At 70.9% G+C, this 16903-nt stretch carries 15 protein-coding genes; 8 read left to right on the forward strand and 7 right to left on the reverse strand.

The genetic code is table 11. The features are described 5' to 3' along the window. Window positions 1-113: 113 nt before the first annotated feature. Entirely contained in the window at window positions 114-953 is an 840-nt protein-coding gene (locus ACLJOU_RS03350) for a hypothetical protein (protein WP_410562956.1), read from the reverse strand. A gap of 114 nt (window positions 954-1067) precedes the next feature. On the opposite strand from ACLJOU_RS03350, the gene ACLJOU_RS03355 reads away from it, so the two are divergent. Beyond that, window positions 1068-1841 (forward strand): deoxyribonuclease IV, encoded by a 774-nt coding sequence (locus ACLJOU_RS03355; RefSeq protein WP_410562958.1) that lies wholly within the window; start codon window positions 1068-1070, stop codon window positions 1839-1841. Here the strand turns inward: ACLJOU_RS03355 and ACLJOU_RS03360 are convergent. Together ACLJOU_RS03360 and ACLJOU_RS03365 are read right to left on the reverse strand one after the other, a co-directional pair. Beyond that, entirely contained in the window at window positions 1838-3400 is a 1563-nt protein-coding gene (locus ACLJOU_RS03360; RefSeq protein ID WP_410562960.1) for a glycosyltransferase family 87 protein, read from the reverse strand. The two genes, ACLJOU_RS03355 and ACLJOU_RS03360, sit on opposite strands and share 4 nt — an antisense overlap. Window positions 3401-3448: 48 nt before the next feature. Next, a complete protein-coding gene (locus ACLJOU_RS03365; RefSeq protein WP_410562962.1) occupies window positions 3449-4507 on the reverse strand; it encodes an ROK family transcriptional regulator in 1059 nt (352 codons plus the stop codon). Window positions 4508-4561: 54 nt separating this feature from the next. On the opposite strand from ACLJOU_RS03365, the gene ACLJOU_RS03370 reads away from it, so the two are divergent. Next, the gene (locus ACLJOU_RS03370; RefSeq protein ID WP_410562964.1) at window positions 4562-5608 is read left to right on the forward strand and encodes a Gfo/Idh/MocA family oxidoreductase; all 1047 of its coding nucleotides are present in this window, start codon (window positions 4562-4564) and stop codon (window positions 5606-5608) included. A gap of 76 nt (window positions 5609-5684) precedes the next feature. Here the strand turns inward: ACLJOU_RS03370 and ACLJOU_RS03375 are convergent, their stop codons facing one another. The 3 genes from ACLJOU_RS03375 to ACLJOU_RS03385 all read right to left on the reverse strand — a co-directional run bounded on the left by ACLJOU_RS03375 (window position 5685) and on the right by ACLJOU_RS03385 (window position 11258). Then, entirely contained in the window at window positions 5685-8036 is a 2352-nt protein-coding gene (locus ACLJOU_RS03375; protein ID WP_410562967.1) for a transglycosylase domain-containing protein, read from the reverse strand. 125 nt (window positions 8037-8161) lie between these two features. Beyond that, window positions 8162-10795 (reverse strand): transglycosylase domain-containing protein, encoded by a 2634-nt coding sequence (locus ACLJOU_RS03380; RefSeq protein WP_410562969.1) that lies wholly within the window; start codon window positions 10793-10795, stop codon window positions 8162-8164. A gap of 67 nt (window positions 10796-10862) precedes the next feature. Then, entirely contained in the window at window positions 10863-11258 is a 396-nt protein-coding gene (locus ACLJOU_RS03385; protein ID WP_410562970.1) for a DUF5318 domain-containing protein, read from the reverse strand. Window positions 11259-11503: 245 nt separating this feature from the next. Between ACLJOU_RS03385 and ACLJOU_RS03390 the strand changes: the two genes are divergently transcribed. From ACLJOU_RS03390 to ACLJOU_RS03405, 4 genes are all read left to right on the forward strand, one after another. Beyond that, on the forward strand, window positions 11504-12106 hold the full coding sequence (locus ACLJOU_RS03390) for a PadR family transcriptional regulator (RefSeq protein WP_410562971.1): 603 nt from the start codon (window positions 11504-11506) through the stop codon (window positions 12104-12106). 13 nt (window positions 12107-12119) lie between these two features. Next, window positions 12120-13208, forward strand: a complete 1089-nt coding sequence (locus tag ACLJOU_RS03395) for an inositol-3-phosphate synthase (protein WP_410562973.1) — start codon at window positions 12120-12122, stop codon at window positions 13206-13208. Between the two features lie 89 nt (window positions 13209-13297). Further along, a complete protein-coding gene (locus ACLJOU_RS03400; RefSeq protein ID WP_410562975.1) occupies window positions 13298-13828 on the forward strand; it encodes an RNA polymerase sigma factor in 531 nt (176 codons plus the stop codon). Beyond that, window positions 13825-14523, forward strand: a complete 699-nt coding sequence (locus ACLJOU_RS03405) for a hypothetical protein (RefSeq protein WP_410562977.1) — start codon at window positions 13825-13827, stop codon at window positions 14521-14523. Before ACLJOU_RS03400 ends, ACLJOU_RS03405 begins: the two co-directional genes overlap by 4 nt. Here the strand turns inward: ACLJOU_RS03405 and ACLJOU_RS03410 are convergent. Beyond that, a complete protein-coding gene (locus tag ACLJOU_RS03410; protein WP_410562979.1) occupies window positions 14516-15154 on the reverse strand; it encodes an HAD family hydrolase in 639 nt (212 codons plus the stop codon). The genes ACLJOU_RS03405 and ACLJOU_RS03410 overlap by 8 nt on opposite strands. A 66-nt stretch (window positions 15155-15220) precedes the next feature. On the opposite strand from ACLJOU_RS03410, the gene ACLJOU_RS03415 reads away from it, so the two are divergent. Beyond that, a complete protein-coding gene (locus tag ACLJOU_RS03415) occupies window positions 15221-15679 on the forward strand; it encodes a MarR family winged helix-turn-helix transcriptional regulator (protein WP_410562982.1) in 459 nt (152 codons plus the stop codon). Then, window positions 15669-16886, forward strand: a complete 1218-nt coding sequence (locus tag ACLJOU_RS03420; protein ID WP_410562985.1) for an MFS transporter — start codon at window positions 15669-15671, stop codon at window positions 16884-16886. Before ACLJOU_RS03415 ends, ACLJOU_RS03420 begins: the two co-directional genes overlap by 11 nt. Window positions 16887-16903 lie beyond the last annotated feature (17 nt).

Below are 16903 nucleotides of genomic sequence, written 5' to 3' on the forward strand. Positions count from 1 at the left end.
GCCGCCCCTGCTGTCGTCGCCTACTTAGCAGTACAACGACGCTAAGGCAGCCGGGTGACGCCCGCTGGCTCAGAAATGTCCGGCATTCGGGTGGAAGCGGACGTCACCGTGCGTCAGGCGGGGCTGCGGCGGATCCAGGCCCGGACGAGCGCGGCCGCGACGATCGCCAGCGCCAGCACCGCGAGCAGCATCGGCAGCTTCGCCGGCGGGGTGACACCGGGCAGCGCCTCCGCGGTGCCGGACCGCTGGGCGTCCACGGTCGGCGGCGGGACCTGCTGCCCGGGGATGATCTGGGCGATCACCGGCGCCTGCACCAGGGTGCCCGGCAGCAGGGCGGCGTTGGTGAAGATGCCCGAGATCGCGTCGCCCGGCAGGCTCGCGTTCCCCGGGCTGGTGACGATCGGGCCGGTGCTCGAGCCGGGCGGGTTCGGAACCGGCCCGGGCCCCGGACCGGGGCCCGGACCTGGCCCGGGGCTCGGCGGAGTCGGCGCGGGCGGGGCGGGCTGCGGCGGGTGGGGCCCCGGGGGGAGGGGCAGCGGCGGCAGGGGCAGTTGCGGCAGGTCACCGGCCACGCCCTGGGTCAGGTTGCCGACCGCGTTGACCGTGCTCTGGGCGGCCGGGCACACGCCCTTGGCCGCCGCGTCGCCGACCAGCGGCACCCGGCCGATGCCCAGGGCCTTGACGGTGTCGCCGACGGGCAGCGTGAGCAGGGGCGCCGACCCGTCCGTGTTCCGCGAACCCGAGTCGAGGCCCACCGTGAGCCGGTTCGGGGCGTTCAGCGGGGCGCCGGCGTCGAGCACCAGGCCGTTCGAACTCCCCTGCTGGAGGGTGGCTTCGCAGCTCCCGCCGAGCGTGGGGCTGGTGCCGGCGCTCGCCACGCCCGGCGCGCCCAGCGCCGCCGACGCCGCGAAGGTGAAGGCCAGTGCGGCGATCCGCGCGACGTGCTTCCCCATCGTTGCCCTCCGGCATTCGGACCAATATGGATCACGGAACGCGCTCACGGTACTCCACTTGCGTCACCAACCGGTCCCACAGGGGAAAGAAGCACCCGGAGTAGCGTGCTCGGCATGCTGATTGGCGCCCATGTCCGTGACGACGACCCGTTGACCGCGGTCGCCGACCGCAAAGCCGACGTCGTCCAGTTCTTCCTCTCCGACCCGCAGGGCTGGAAGGCCCCCAAGCCGCACCCGCACGGCGAGGCCATCGCGGCCGACCCGGTCGAGGTGTTCATCCATTCGCCGTACCTGATCAACGTGGCTTCGCTGAACAACCGGATCCGGATCCCGTCCCGGAAGAACGTCACGCAGCACGCGGACGGCGCCGCCGCGATCGGCGCGAAGGGCCTGATCGTGCACGGCGGGCACGTCGGCGACAACGACGACGTCGAGGCCGGCCTCGACAACTGGCGCAAGCTCTTCGAGCGCGAGCAGGAAAAGGGCGGCTTCAAGGTCCCGATCCTGATCGAGAACACCGCCGGCGGCGAGAACGCGATCACCCGCGACCTCGACGTCATCGCCCGGCTGTGGGACAAGGTCGGCGAGTTCGGCGCCGGGTTCTGCCTGGACACCTGCCACGCGTTCGCCGCGGGCTGGGACCTGGCGACCGCCGTCGAAAAGGTCAAGGCCATCACCGGCCGGATCGACCTGGTGCACCTCAACAACTCCCGCGACGAGTTCGGCTCGACCCGCGACCGGCACGCCAACGTCGTGCGGGGCGAAGGGACGATCGATCCCGAGGTCCTGGTCGCCGTCGCCCGCGAGGCGGGCGCCCCGGTCGTCGTCGAGACGCCTCCCGACGGGCAGGCCGCCGACATCGCCTACCTGCGGGAACAGCTGGGTTAGCCGGCTGGGTCGGCGGCGACGGCCGTCGGGCGGCGCCGGGTGGCGTTCGGGATGATCACGTCACGGGCGCCGTCCAGGAAGCCGCCGGCGGGGTCGTCGTCGCCGTCCATCCGCACCAGGTCGGTCGCCGGCCGGTAGATCTCCCGGACCACCAGCACGCACAGCGCGGCGACGGCCAGGTCGCGGACCACGACCGTGCCGAGGAACCAGCCCTCGGGCAGGCCCTTGTGATCGACGCCGAGGTAGTAGAACATCCGCGGCACCCAGACGACGGCGTCGAGCACCATCCAGCCGAGCAGCAGCCGCCACCGGGGGATCGCCAGCACCGCCAGCGGGACCAGCCACAGCGAGTACTGCGGGCTCCACACCTTGTTCGTCAGCAGGAACGCGGCCACCACGAGGAACGCGAGCTGGCCGACGCGCGGCCGGCGCGGCGCGGCGAGCGCGAGGTAGGCGATCCCGGCGCAGCAGGCCAGGAACAGCACCGCCACCGTGATGTTCAGGTACGTCGGCGTCTGGTTCTTCTCCAGCACACCGTCGAACCCGGCCCAGCCGGTGGTGTACGAGAAGACGTTGTACAGCGAATCCGGGTCCATCGGCCGCAGGGTGCTCATCCGGAAGAACTCCCACCAGCCGCGGGGCGCGGTGAGGACGAACGGTGCGTTGACCGCCAGCCACGTCACGACGGTGGCGCCCGCGGTCTTCCAGAACGGCGTCAGCTTGCCCGCGCGCAGGCACAGGACGAACAGCACGCCGAGCAGGAAGAGCGGGTAGAGCTTTGCCGTCGCCCCGAGCCCGAGCAGGACGCCGGCCAGCGCCGGGCGTTTGCGCGCCCAGGCGAGCAGGCCGGTGGCGGTGAACGCGGTCGCGATCGCGTCGAAGTTGGTGAAGGCGTGCACGAGCACCAGGGGCGAGACCGCCACCAGGACCATGTCCCACGGGCGGCGCCGGATCGTCCGGCCGGTCGCCCACACGGTGACCAGCCACGCGGCCGACAGGAAGAACGCCGTGATGTCGAAGTAGACCGCCACGGGCAGCGCACCCGGCAGCCAGCCGGACTGGGCGACGTTCAACCACCCCGCCGTGAGCTTCGCGTTGACCCACTGGAAGAGGCCGGTGAACACCGGGTACTCCATGTACCGGGTGTTGTCCTCGGCGGTCTGCGAGCTTTCCTGCCACGACGTGTAGTACGGGAAGGTGCCCGGCCGGTCGAGCCGTTCGGCGCCGTAGAGCGGCACGATGTCGGAGTAGCACATGGCGACGAACGGGCGGCCCGCGCGCCAGTCGAGCTGGGTGTTGCCGTTGGCGTCCTGGTACTGCTGGACGCACGAGCCCTTGCCGAACCAGCAGAGCATCAGCGCCAGCGTGGCCAGCAGCAGCCCGACGCGCTGGGGCGACCAGAACCAGTGCCTGCCGACCGCCGCGTGCTCACCGAGCGGGCCGCCCAGCGGTCTGGTGACCGCCGCCGCGAGGGGCTCGTTCCAGCTCGGGACGACCCGTTCCGCCCGGGTCAGCGTCACGGGGCCCGGTTCCGCCTCCCGCGTGGTCTCCTCTGGCACGAGGCGGATCGTATCGGTGATCGGGGTCCGCGGCGGTGAAGCCGGTGATCATGCCGGATTCGCGTAGTACGAGGCCAATACCTCCGCGGCCGCGCCGCGGGTGACGATCTCCTCGCCCGAGGCGTCTTCGACGACCTCGATGCGCTGCCAGTGCGGCAGCGGGAGCAGGTCCTCGAGCCGTTCGGAGACGGCTTCGCGGTGGAGGTCCGGCTCGTCCTGCACGGCCCGCCCGGCCAGCACGATCCGTTCCAGGTCGAGCACCTGGACGAGGTCGGCCAGCCCGATGCCGAGGAAGCCGGCGGCGGTCCGCGTGTCCGGCGCCTGCTTGGCCAGGATCTCGACGCAGCCGCGCCGCCCGCAGGCGCAGCGCGGCCCGTCGTAGGCGATGGTCGTGTGCCCGAACTCACCCGCGTTGGTTCGCGGGCCGCGGTAGAGGCGCCCGTCGATCACCAGCCCGACACCGATGCCGGTGCCGACGAGCACCACCGCGGTCGCCGTCGGCTCGCCGTGCGGCCAGAGCCGGGCGAACGCGGCGGCGTTGGTGTTCTTGTCGAGCGTCACCGGCAGCCCGGTGCGCTCCCGGAGCAGGTCGCGCAGGGGCACGTCGTGCCAGCCGGGCATGTTCGTCGCGTCGCGGACCAGGCCGGCGCGGTGGTCCAGCGGGCCGACCGCGCCCAGGCCGAGGCCGAGGACGTCGAAGCCGTCGGCGAGTTCGAGCGCGGTGGCCCCGATCGCGGCGACGGCCTGCTCGGGCGTGAAGCCGCGCGGCAGCGGACCGCCCGCCGTCTCCTCGACCTCGCCGAGGAGGTTCGTGCGCAGCACGTGGTACTCGTCCCGGTCGAGGCGCGCGCCGAGCGCGTGCTTGGCACCGGCCCGGATGCGCAGCGACGTGCGGGGCTTGCCCACCCCGGCCGACGGCTGCCGCTGCTCGTCGAGCAGGCCCGTGTCGAGGAGCTCGGGCACGATCTTCGAGACCGCCTGCTGGGTGAGCCCGGTGCGTTCGGCCAGCTCGACCCGGCTGAGGCCGCCGGCGCGCAGGATGTGCGAAAGCAGCAGGGCGCGGTTGTGCGCGCGCACGTCGCGCAGGTTCACCCCGGTGTCCGCCATGGACGGATCTTCGCACGTCTGGCCAATTAGGCAACACTGTTGTTTAATAGCGGCATGGCGGACGACTTGCGCGTGGGCATCCTCGGGTACGGCATCGGGGGCCGCGTCTTCCACGCACCCTTGGTGGCGGCGACACCCGGGCTCACCCCCGCGGTGATCACGACGTCCGGCAGCGCCGCGCAGGCACGCACCGACCACCCGGGCGCGGAGATCGTGCCCGACGCCGACGCGTTCTTCGAGCGGGCGGGCGACCTCGACCTCGTCGTCGTCAGCACGCCGAACCGCACGCACGTGCCGCTCGCGCTGCGGGCGATCGAAGCCGGCCTGCCCGTGGTCGTCGACAAGCCGTTCGCGCCGACCGCCGCCGAAGCCCAGCGGGTCGTCGACGCGGCGAAGGCCGCGGGTGTCGGCCTGACGGTCTTCCAGAACCGGCGGCTCGACTCCGACTTCCTCACCGTGCGGAAGGTCCTCGAGTCCGGGCGGCTCGGCGAGGTGTTCCGCTTCGAGTCCCGCTACGACCGCTGGGTGCCGAAGCCCAAGGACAACTGGCGCGAGTTCGGCGACCCGGCCGAAGCCGGCGGCCTGCTCTACGACCTCGGCGCGCACATCGTCGACCAGGCGCTGCAGTTGTTCGGCCCGGTCACGCGCGTCTACGCGGAACTGGACCGCCGCCGGGCCGGCGTCCAGGTGGACGACGACGTCTTCGTCGCCCTGCACCACGCGAACGGCGTCCGCTCGCACCTGTGGGCGACGGCCCTCGCGGCCACCCTCAACCCCCGGTTCCGGGTTCTCGGCGACCGCGCGACGTTCACCAAGTACGGCCTCGACGTGCAGGAACCGCAGATCAAGGCGGGCCTGCGGCCCGGCGACGCGGGCTGGGCCACCGAGCCCGCCGGGGACGCCGGCAAGCTCGGCGTCGGCCCGGAAATCGAGACCGTGCCGACCGAGGCCGGTCGCTACGAGCAGTTCTACGCCCAGGTGCGCGACGCGCTGCGCGGCGAGGGCGAGTTCCCGGTCGACCCCGCGTCCTCGGTCGAGGCCCTGCGCGTGATCGAGGCCGCCCACCGCTCCGGCGTCGAGGGAACCGTGGTCGAGCTCTGACCCCCTGAACCGGCCGTGACCTCGGTGACCCCCAGCTCCGAGGTCACGGCCACCTCCCCCGGCCGGACCGGCGCCGTCACGGGCCGAAGTTCGCCTGGCCGGTGTCGTTCCCGTTCCCGTTGCCGCGGCCGGGACCCCGGCCGTCGCGCCGCACGCGGTTCTGTTGCTGTTGCTGCTGTTTCTGCTGGTCCGGGTGGTCGCCGCGGCCGATGGTGAAGCGCTGCTCCTGCTGTTGCTGTTGCTCCTGCTGTTGTTGCTGGAACTGCTGCTGTTGCTGTTCTTGCTGGAGCTGCTGCTGGAGCTGGTCGTCCTGCGGCGAGGTGATCGCCTGCACCCGGTCGAAGCGCTCGGCCGGTTTCCCGGCCAGGTAGAGCTGCATGAACCGCTGCCACATCGGACCGGCCACGACCGACGGCGTCAGCGGCGCGCCGGTCGGGCCGCGCAGCGCCTTGTCGCCGTCGCTGCCCACCCAGACCGCGGCGGACACCGAAGGCGTGTAGCCCACCATCCACGTCTGCGAGTTCGTGTTCGCGGCGGACGCGGGTTCGCCGTCGCCGGGCGTGTGCTGCTGGGTGCCCGTCTTGCCGGCGCACTCGTGCCCGGGCGGGCAGGTCAACCGGGAGAACGGGATCACCGGTGCCAGTGCGGCGGTGACGTTCCCGGCGATCTGCCTGCTCTTGCCGCGGTCGTTGTCCGCGAACGCGTCCGTCGGGCGCGTGTCGGCCTCGTAGGCGGTTTCGCCCTGGGAATTCGTCACCTTCTGCACGAAGTGGCGCCCGCGCTGGACGCCGCCGGCCGCGAAGGTCGCGTACGCCGCGGCCATGTCCGCCGGTGTGACCGCGGTCTGGCCGCCGCCGATCGAGATGTTGTTGTCCCCGGTGAACAGCACGCTGCGGCCGCCGTTGTCCTTCGTGCGGATGCCGGCTTCCTGCGCGGCTTCGGCCACTCCGCCCGGCTTGGTCACGTTGAGCACCATGTCGTAGAAGACGGTGTTGGTGGACCGCTGCATCGCCTCCGCCACCGTGCACTGCTCGGAGCAGCTGCTGCTGGCACCGGCGTTGCGCACCGGCAGTGGCACGTCGGGGAACGTTCGCGGCGAACGGCCGTCGAAGACCGCGTTCAGCCCGCGGCCGCCCTTGAGGAACGCGGTGAGGTCGAACGGTTTCATCGACGACCCGGGGTTGTGCGGTTCGTCCGCCCAGTCGCGCCCGGCCTGGTCCTCGCCGTTCGGGCCCTTCACGATCGCCGCGCCGCCGTAGTAGGCGAGCACCCCGCCGGACTTCGGGTCGACGGCGACCAGCGCGTCGAGGATGCGGTCGTCGGTCTGCCCGGCCATGCCCTCGGCCACGGCCTTTTCGGCGGCGTCCTGCGCTCTCGAATCGATCGTCGTGAACACCTGGAACCCGCCCGAGTAGTACTTCTCCTCGGGGATCCCGGCCGCGGCGAGCTCGCCCTTCACCTGCTTCTTGACGAACGGGTTGATTTTGGTGCCCTGCCGCGATTCGACGAGCGGGACCGGCGTCGGGAACTTCGCCGCCTTCCGGTCGGCGGCGGTGAGGTAACCGGTGCGCTGCATGCGGTCCAGGGCCGTGCTCCACCGGTCGCGGGCCACCGCCGCGTTCTCCGACCGGCCCGGCTGCTGGATCAGCCCGGCGAGCAGGGCGGCCTCGGAGTAGTCCAGCTGGGCGGCGTCCTTGCCGAAGTACGCCTGCGCCGCCGCCTGGATGCCGTACGCGCCGCGGCCGAAGTAGATGATGTTGAGGTAGGCGGTGATGATGTCCGCCTTCTCGTAGGTCTGGTTCATCTTCAACGACTTCGCGAGCTCGACCCACTTGCGGGTCAGCGTCGGCGCGTCGTCGCCGGAGGAGACCTTGATGTACTGCTGCGAAATGGTCGACCCGCCGCCGGACCCGCCGGTGGCCTGGTGGTAGGCGGCCCGCGCGATGCCGGCGAGGTCGAAGCCGGAGTTGGTCTCGAAGGACGCGTCCTCGGTGGCGATCACGGCCTTCTTCACGACGTCCGGGATCTGCGCCGGGCCGAGGATCTGCCGGTTCCCGCCGGCGGGCACGTCCTTGCCCATCTCGGTGCCGTCGGCGTAGAGGTAGGTGACCGCCTGGCCCTGCGACTGCGCGACCTTGTCCGGCGAAGGCACGTCGACGGCGAAGTACGTGATCACGAAGGCGACCGCGGGGACGAGGAAGAACAGGCCGGACAGCACGTACAGCACCCGGCGGACCGTCTTCCAGCGACGTCTGCGGAGTTCGGCCCGCGGGTTCGCGGCGACGTCGTTGGTGGCGGGGTCGTTGGTGGCGGGGTCGGTGGCGGGGCCGTCCGGTTCGGCCGGCCGCGGGAGGGGCCGGCGTGGCTGGTAGCGACCACGCGGAACCGGCCGCCGGCCGGACCTCGAGCGATTTCGGTCGGTGTACACGGGCCGTCCTCCGGTACGCCGGTGGGCTGCGGGCGCAGACCCCTCGACACTCCACACGGACCACGGACGGCTGTGGTTCACCAGACGGCGAAGGCCCCACACCGGGAGCGGTGCGGGGCCTTCGGTCAGCCTTCTTCCGAGCCGGGTGGCCTGGCGAACCCGTCGCCCCCGGGCAGCGGCGGCGTGGACCCGCCCGGACCCGGCCGCGGCGTCCGGGTCGGCTTGGTCGAGGACGACTCCGTTTCGGTGGGCGTCGAGGTCGTCGTCTCCGGCGGCGTCGGGGTCGGCGTCTCCGACGGGGTCGGCGTGCTCGGAGGCTTCGACGGGGTCGTCGTGACCTCGTTGACGTCCTTGCCGATCGGGTCGACCTTGGCGAACTTCTCCGGCGGGGTCCCGTCCAAGTAGTCCTTCATGAACTTTTCCCAGATGGGCCCGGAGATCGTGCTACCGAAGATCGGCTTGTTCTTGTTGTCGTGCAGCGGGACGTTGCCGTCGCCGCCGACCCAGGCCGCGGCCGAGACCGACGGCGTGTAGCCGACCATCCAGGTCTGGGCGTTGCGGTCCCGGTACGCCGCGGGGTCGCCGTCGCGCGGGTCGTACTGCTGCGTACCGGTCTTGCCGGCGCACTGGTGACCGGGAGGGCAGTCCAGCTTGGAGTGGGCGATGACCGGGCCCAGCGCCGTGGTCACGTTGCCGGCGATCTGCGCGGTCTTCTGCGCGTCGCTGTCGAACGCGGGCTTGGCCTGGTACTTGCTCTCGTCGAACTCGACCTCGTCCTGGCCGTTGGTCAGCTTGGCGACGAAGTGGGCCTGACGCTGCATGCCTTCGGCGGCGAAGGTGGCGTACCCCGCGGCCATGGCCTCCGGCGTGGCCACGGTGGCGCCACCGCCGAGCGCGATGTTGATGTCCTGGCTCATCTGCGGCGACGTCGGCACGCCCGCTTCGTTGGCGGCCTGGGCCACCCGCGCCGGCTTCGTTATGTTGAAGACCATGTCGTAGAAGACGGTGTTCGCCGAAATCTCCATCGCCGTGGCGACGGTGCACTCGGTGGTGCAGCTGGAACTCTCGCCCGCGTTGCGGATCGTCTTCGGCGGGTTGCCGAACTTCCGGTTGTTGGTCCCGTCGAAGGTGTCGCCGAGGCCCTTGCCCATCTTGAGGTACGCGGTGAGGTCGAACGCCTTGAACGACGAACCCGGGTTCTGCGGAATGCTGGCCCAGTCCTCGGCGACCTTGTCCTTGCCGTTGGCGTCCTTCACCGTGTCCGGCCCGCCGTAGTACGCGAGGATGCCGCCGGTCTTCGGGTTCACCGCGACCAGCGCGCTCTTCAGCCGGTCGTCGCTCTGGCCCTTCATCTTGTCCGCGACCGCGTCCTCGGCCGCCTTCTGGGCCTTGGGGTCGATGGTGGTGTAAACCTTGGCGCCGCTCGAGTGCAGCTTGGTGCTGTCGTAGCCCTCGGCCGCCAGCTCGTCGTCGATCCGCTGCTGGATGTGGTACGGCATCGACTGGCCGGTGTCCTTGGCCTGCTTCGGGATCGGCGTCGGGAACTGCGCGGTCGCGCGTTCGTCGGCCCGCAGCCACTTGTTGGCCACCATCTGGTCCATCACGTACGTCCAGCGCTGCTGGGCGTACTTCTGGTTCTCCGAGCGGCTCGGCCCCTGGATCAGGCCGGCCAGCAGCGCGGCTTCGGAGGCGCTGAGGTCCTTGGCGTCCTTGTTGAAGTAGGCCTTCGCGGCCGCCTGGATGCCGTTCGCGCTGCGGCCGAAGTAGATGATGTTCAGGTAGCCCGTGATGATCTCTTCCTTGGACTCCTGGTTGTTCATCTTGAACGACTTGGCCAGCTCGGTCCACTTGCGGGTCAGCGTCGGGGCGTCGTTCTCGGTGGCCTTCTTGATGTACTGCTGGGAGATGGTCGAACCACCGCCCTGGCCACCGGTGGCCTGGTTGAAGACCGCGCGCAGGATGCCGGTGACGTCGAAGCCGGAGTTCGTCTCGAAGGTCGCGTCCTCGGCCGAGTACACGGCGTGCTTGACGACGTCGGGGATCTCGCCCGGCTTGAGCAGCTGGCGGTCGCCGCCCTTGGGCAGCGACTTGCCCATCACCGTCTTACCGTCGGCGTAGTAGTACGTGACCGGCTGGCTCTGCAGGGCCGCGACGCTTTCCGGTGTCGGCACGTCGACCAGGAAGTACGTGATCACGAACGCGATCGCCGGGACGATGAAGAAGACACCGACGCACGCGTACGCGACCCGCCGGATGATCTTCCAGCGGCGCTTCTTCCGCTGCGCCGGCGTGAGGACCTTCCGGCCCTTCTCGTCGAGCTCCTGCTGGGGCTCGACGTCGTCGGCGAACTCGTCGAACCGGTCGTCGTACGGCTCGTAGGCGTCCTCGGTCCCGTTGTGCACGTGGTGGGTGATGAGATCAGGCTCACGCGCGGGCTCCGGTTCCGGACGGCGCCCGCCGGGCGCCGGCTGCCGGAAGCCCTGCGGCGGCGAACCGGGCGGACCGCCGGGACGGCGGCCGGGAGGCGGCGGCTGGCGACGACCGCCCGCACCGTTGCCCTGCGGACGTTGTGGCTGGTCACCGGGCCACTGCTGGCCACCTTCGTCGCCGCTGGGCCAGGCCGGGCCGCCCTGCCGGGCCGGGTTGGCGCGCCGGGGCGACTCACCGGGCCACGCCGGGCCCGCCTCTTCACCCGGCCACTGGGCACGGCGAGGTGCGTCTGGCTCCTGGTTCGGCCAGGAGCGGTTGTCGTCGGTCACGGATGGGCCTCCCGGGTCGGCACCCGCAGGGGTGCTGACCTGCGTGTTTCGGTGGTCGTGCGGTGGCTCACCGGCCCGCGGTCCTTCGCGGACCCGCCGGTTCCCCTGTGCCCAGGACGTATGACCGGACCAAGTGGTTCCAGTGGCACGCCCGGCACACTTCGACGTCGTACACGGTGAACTCGGCGAACGAGCCGGCCATCCTGGCCAGCTCTTCGGGCGTCCTCGCCGAGCCCGCGACGTGCTTGAGTTCGTCGCCGTAGACCCAGGACACCAGGGTCAGCGGCTCCTGGCGGCAGATCGGGCAGGGCAGATCGCCGTCCCGGCCGTGGAACTTCGCCGCCCGCAGCAGGTACGGGCTCGCGTCGCAGGCTTCGTAGCTGCCGACGCGCCCGGAGCGGACTTCGGCCAGCAGCGCACGGCGCTGCAGCGCGTAATCCACGACCTGCCGCTGGTTAATCACGAGGACAGAGTACGGGCTCTTCCTGTGGCTTCAACGCCCCCTAGCGCCCGCAAGCCCCGGACCGGCGCGGACACGCCGGATGTTCGATAACTCTCCGGTGAATTTCGGCCTCGGTGGGTATCGGGTGGAGGTTACCTTCGCCACTTCGATGTATCGGCCCGATATAGTGGCTGAGTAGGTTGGATCGAGGCGCTCGTTCGGAGCAACGCGGGTCGTCTCGGTTTGTTCCCGGAAGGGGGTGCGGTGTGCTGGAGTTCGCGATCCTCGGTCTTCTGCACGAAGCGCCCATGCACGGGTACGTGCTGCGCAAGCGGCTGCACGAGACGCTCGGCACGTTCCGGACGTTCTCGTACGGCTCGCTGTACCCGACCCTGCGGAAGCTGCTGCGGGCCGGGTACCTGGTCGAGGAGCTGGACGAGGCCGACGACCGGGCGTGGTCCCGGCGCGGACGGCGGGTCTACAAGCTCACCGCGGAGGGCAAGGAGCGCTTCGGGGAGCTGCTCGGCGACGCCGGGCCGCAGACCTGGGACGACGAAGGTTTCGGCGTCCACCTGGCCTTCTTCTCGCGGACCCCGGCCGACGTGCGGCTGCGGATCCTCGAGGGTCGCCGCCGTCGCGTCGAAGAGCGCCGTGAGGGCATGCGGGCGGCACTGGCCAGGGCCGAGGAGAAGATCGATCGCTACACCCGCGAGCTGCACCGGCTGGGGCTGGAGACCAGCGAGCGGGAGGTGCGCTGGCTCAACGAGCTGATCGCGCACGAACAAGCCGAACGGCAGGGTCCGCCGGACCCGAGCCGGCCGGCCGGGCCGCAGCGTCGCGGCACCAGACCTACTGAACAGACGGATTGAAGGAGAAACCCCCATGGGCGAGAACCGCCGCGTACGGGTGGCCATCGTGGGCGTCGGCAACTGTGCGGCGTCGCTGGTCCAGGGTGTCCAGTACTACCGCGACGCGGACCCGGCCACCCGCGTCCCCGGTCTGATGCACGTCGACTTCGGCGGGTACCACGTCCGCGACATCGAGTTCGTCGCCGCGTTCGACGTGGACGCCAAGAAGGTCAGCCGCGACCTGTCCGAGGCGATCTTCGCCTCCGAGAACAACACGATCAAGATCGCCGACGTGCCGCCGCTCGGCGTCACCGTCCAGCGCGGTCACACCCACGACGGCCTCGGCCGCTTCTACCGCGAGACGATCGAGGAGTCCGACGAGACCCCGGTCGACATCGTCGCCGCGCTGCGCGAGGCGCAGGCCGACGTGCTCGTGTCGTACCTGCCGGTGGGCTCCGAGGTCGCCGACAAGTTCTACGCCCAGGCCGCGATCGACGCCGGTGTGGCGTTCGTCAACGCGCTGCCGGTGTTCATCGCCTCCGACCCCGAGTGGGCCAAGAAGTTCACCGACGCCGGCGTCCCGATCGTCGGTGACGACATCAAGTCCCAGGTCGGCGCCACCATCACGCACCGCGTGCTGGCGAAGCTGTTCGAGGACCGCGGCGTCCAGCTCGACCGGACGATGCAGCTCAACGTGGGCGGGAACATGGACTTCCTGAACATGAAGGAGCTCGAGCGGCTCGAGTCGAAGAAGATCTCGAAGACCCAGTCGGTGACGTCGCAGGTCGACCGCGACCTCGGCAAGGGCAACGTCCACATCGGGCCGTCCGACTACGTCCAGTGGCTCGACGACCGCAAGTGGGCCTACGTCCGGCTCGAGGGCCGCGCGTTCGGCGACGTGCCGCTGAACCTGGAGTACAAGCTCGAGGTGTGGGACTCGCCGAACTCGGCGGGCATCATCATCGACGCCGTGCGCGCCGCGAAGATCGCGAAGGACCGCGGCATCGGCGGCCCGATCCTGTCGGCCTCGTCGTACTTCATGAAGTCGCCGCCGGAGCAGTACGACGACGCGACCGCCCGCGACGCCGTCGAGGAGTTCATCCGCGGCGAAGTCGAGCGGTAAGCAGCCTTTCGAGGAGGCCGTCACCCCTGGTGGCGGCCTTTCTCGCGTGTTGCACTAAACCGGTGGGGCGGGGTGGGCGTTGGCGGGGCGTGAGTGCGAGTGTGGGCGAAAGCGCGCCGGGGGACCTGGGCGCGCCGACCTTCCACGACCTCTTCCGCGAGTACTTCGGCCAGATGACCCGGCTGGCCCACCTGCTCGGGGCGGACGACGCGGAGAACATCGCGCAGGAGGCCTTCGTCAAGCTCCACCAGCGCTGGGACTCCCTGTCGGACCACACCCGGGTGGTCGGCTACCTGCGCACGACCGTGGTGAACATGTCCCGGTCCCGCACGCGGCACCTGCGCGTGGTCCGGCGCGCCCCGCAGGATCGGCCGCCCGACGAGCTGTCGGCCGAGGTCAGGGCGGTGGCCAACTGGGAACACCAGCGGCTGCGCGGGGTGCTGACGAGGCTGTCCCGGCGCCAGCGCGAGGTGCTGGTGCTGCGGTACTGGCTCGACCTGAGCACGGCGGCCATCGCGGAAACGCTGGGGATCTCGCAGGGCACGGTGAAGGCGACCACGCACCACGCGATGGAGAATCTGCGCAAGCACCTGGGGGACGACCTGGGAGGTGAGCGATGACCGACTTCGAACGCAAGCTGGCCGAAGCACTGCACGAGCAGGCGGAAGAGGTCACGCCCAACCTCGACGCGGCCTGGGCGGAACAGCAGCGCAGGCAGCAGCGGCCCCCGAGACGGCGCCGGGCCGCGGTGTGGATCGCGCCACTGGCCGCGGTCCTGGTGGTGCTGACGAGCGTGCTCCTGGCGACCCGGCTGCACACAGCCCCCCCGGTGCAGCCCGGCCAAGAGTTGGTGCTCGCCAAGCCGGAGCACTTGGAGATGGCGGAGTTGCTCATGGTCGGCTCGCAGGTGGCGCTCACGGAGTTCCCCGGCCAAACCCACCGCTGGCGGGGGTGGGCTTTCTCGACCCAACTGAGGCAGGTGCCCGATGAGCCGCTGTTCTGCGTGGCCGCCATGCCCGCGGACCAGCCGTTCGACCGCGCCGCCTCCCAGTTCGGGATGTCCCCGCAGTGCGTCCCGTTCGCGTCGGCGGAGGGGAAGGCCGTCTTGGCCGGCTATGTCGGTGAGGCTCTGGGGCCGCTGCCGCCCGGCCAGGCGGTTTACCTGCTCAGTGCCACGGCGAACCAGTTGCGGCTCTACAGCGCGAAGGGCGATCTGAGCTTGGGCCGCTGGGTGGGCAGGCTGGCGAACTCCTACCAGGTGTTCCTCGCCGACGTGACCCCCGGCTCTCCGCCCGTGCGCGCCGAGGTCAGCTGAGCCCCAACGCCCCCGGCAGGTCGGTGATCTTCTCCACCACCGCCGTCGCCTTCCCCAGCACCTCGGGGTCCGGCGGGAAGTGCGGGTTCGGCACCGCGTACACCGCCATCCCCGCCGCCAGAGCCGACCGCAGCCCGTTCGTCGTGTCCTCCACCGCCCCGCACTCCGACGGCGCCACCCCCAGCAGCTCCGCCGCCCGCAGGTACACGTCCGGCGCCGGTTTCCCCGCGCCGACCTGCTCCGATGACACCGCCGCCCCGACCGGCAGGCCGGTCACGTCCAAGAAGCCCTTGATCAGGATCACCGGCGACGAGCTCGCGATCGCCACCGGCCACCGCGCCGACACTTGCCGGACGACGTCCACCGCGCCTGGGATCAGCGGCGGTTCGGCCGCGTACCGCGCCGCCATGCGCTTGACCACGCGCGTGGCGATCTCCGGTGGCGACAGCTTCGTGCCCAGCTCCTCCACCAGGTAGCGAGCCCACTCGGGGGTGCTCATCCCCTGCAGGGCCCGGGTCGCTTCCTCGCGCCACCTGCCGCCGTGCTCGGCGACGACCGCTCGCCGCACTTCGTCCCAGCTGCGCTCCGAGTCCACCAAGACGCCGTCGAGGTCGAAGATCACCGCTTCCATGCCTCGAGCCTAACCTGTGAGCGGAGTTACTTAGCTACCCTTACTAAATTTTGTTAGCCTAGCTAAGTGACTTCCGCGATCACCGATCTCGCCCACCGGCTGCGGCCGCTGGTCTTCCGGCTCTACCACCAGGTGCGCCGCCAGACCCCGCAGCTGACGCTGACCCTCACCCAGGGTTCCGTGCTGAGTGAGCTGGTCAACGGCGGTCCGCGGCGGATGAGTGCGCTGGCCGAGTTCGAAGGGGTCAAGCTGCCGTCGATGACCGACGTCGTCGGCCGGCTCGAACGGCTCGGGCTCGCGACACGCCGTCCGGATCCCGCCGACGGCCGGGCCGTGCTGGTCGAAGTCACCGACGAGGGCCTGCGTTTTTACGCCGAACTGGTGACGGCTCGCGAGGAGTTCCTCCGCGAGCGGCTCATCGCCATGGACGAAGCCGACCGCGCCGCGATCGAAGCCGCCTTGCCCGCTCTCGCCAAGTTGCTCGTTGACACGAAGAAGGAGGAACTGATCAGCGATGAGCGCTGAACACCACTCGAGCCTGCTGGACGCCGTCAAGGGCCAGCCCAAGCAGGTGTGGATCACCGCGTTCGCCGCGGTCATCGCCTTCATGGGAATCGGCCTGGTCGACCCCATCCTGCTGTCCATCGCCAAGGGGCTCGACGCGACGCCGTCCCAGGTCACCCTGCTGTTCTCGTCCTACCTCGGCGTCCAGGTCGTCGCGATGCTGGTCACCGGGGCGGCGAGCGCGAGGTTCGGCGCCAAGCGGACCGTGCTGGTCGGGCTGACGCTGATCGTCGCGGCCACCGCCCTCTGCGCGGCCGCCGGGTCGATCGAGCAGCTCGTCGGGCTGCGCGCGGTCTGGGGCCTCGGCAACGCGTTCTTCATCGCGACGGCGCTCTCCGTCATCGTCGGCGCCGCGACCGGCGGGCAGTCCGGCGCGATCCTGCTCTACGAGGCCGCGCTCGGCGTCGGCCTGTCGGTCGGCCCGCTGCTGGGCGCGCTGCTCGGCAGCATCTCGTGGCGGGGCCCGTTCCTCGGCACCGCGATCCTGATGGCCGGCGCGCTCGTGCTCTGCGCGGTGTTCCTCAAGAGCGACAAGGACGAACCGCGGACGCCGATCAAGCTGCTCGACCCGCTGCGCGCGCTGAAGCACAAGGGCTTGCTGCGCACGTCCGTCGCCTCGGCGCTGTACACCGCCGCGTTCTTCGCGGTGCTCGCCTGGTCGCCGTTCGTCCTCGGCTGGAGCGCCATCGCCGTCGGGCTCGTGTTCTGCGGCTGGGGCCTGTGCGTCGCCGTCGCCGGGGTCGCCCTCGCGCCGCGGCTGGCCGCCCGGCTCGGCGAGCGGCACGCCGCCGCGGCCGCCGTCTTCGGGTACGCCGTGCTGATGCTGGTCCTCGCCGTGCCGAGCAAGCCGGTGCTGGTCGCCGGGATCGTCGTCTCCGGGCTCGTGTCCGGCCTGCTGAACACGCTGTTCACCGGCACCGCGATGTCGATCAGCGACGCGCCGCGCCCGGTCGCCAGCGCGGGGTACAACTTCTGCCGCTGGCTCGGTGGCGCGGTCGCCGCGACGCTGGTCGGGCACGTCGCCGAGTGGTTCGGTTCGCCGCAGGCGCCGTTCCTGGCCTCGGCCGTGCTGTGCGTGATCGCCGGCGTGCTGCTCTCCCTGCGGGAAAAGAAGGCCGACCCGCACACCCTGCCGAAGGAAGCGGTGCTCGTCGGCGAAGAGTTCTGACCGGCGCCAGTACACCA

This window comes from Amycolatopsis sp. cmx-4-61, from assembly GCF_046548775.1.
Classification (GTDB): Bacteria; Actinomycetota; Actinomycetes; order Mycobacteriales; family Pseudonocardiaceae; genus Amycolatopsis.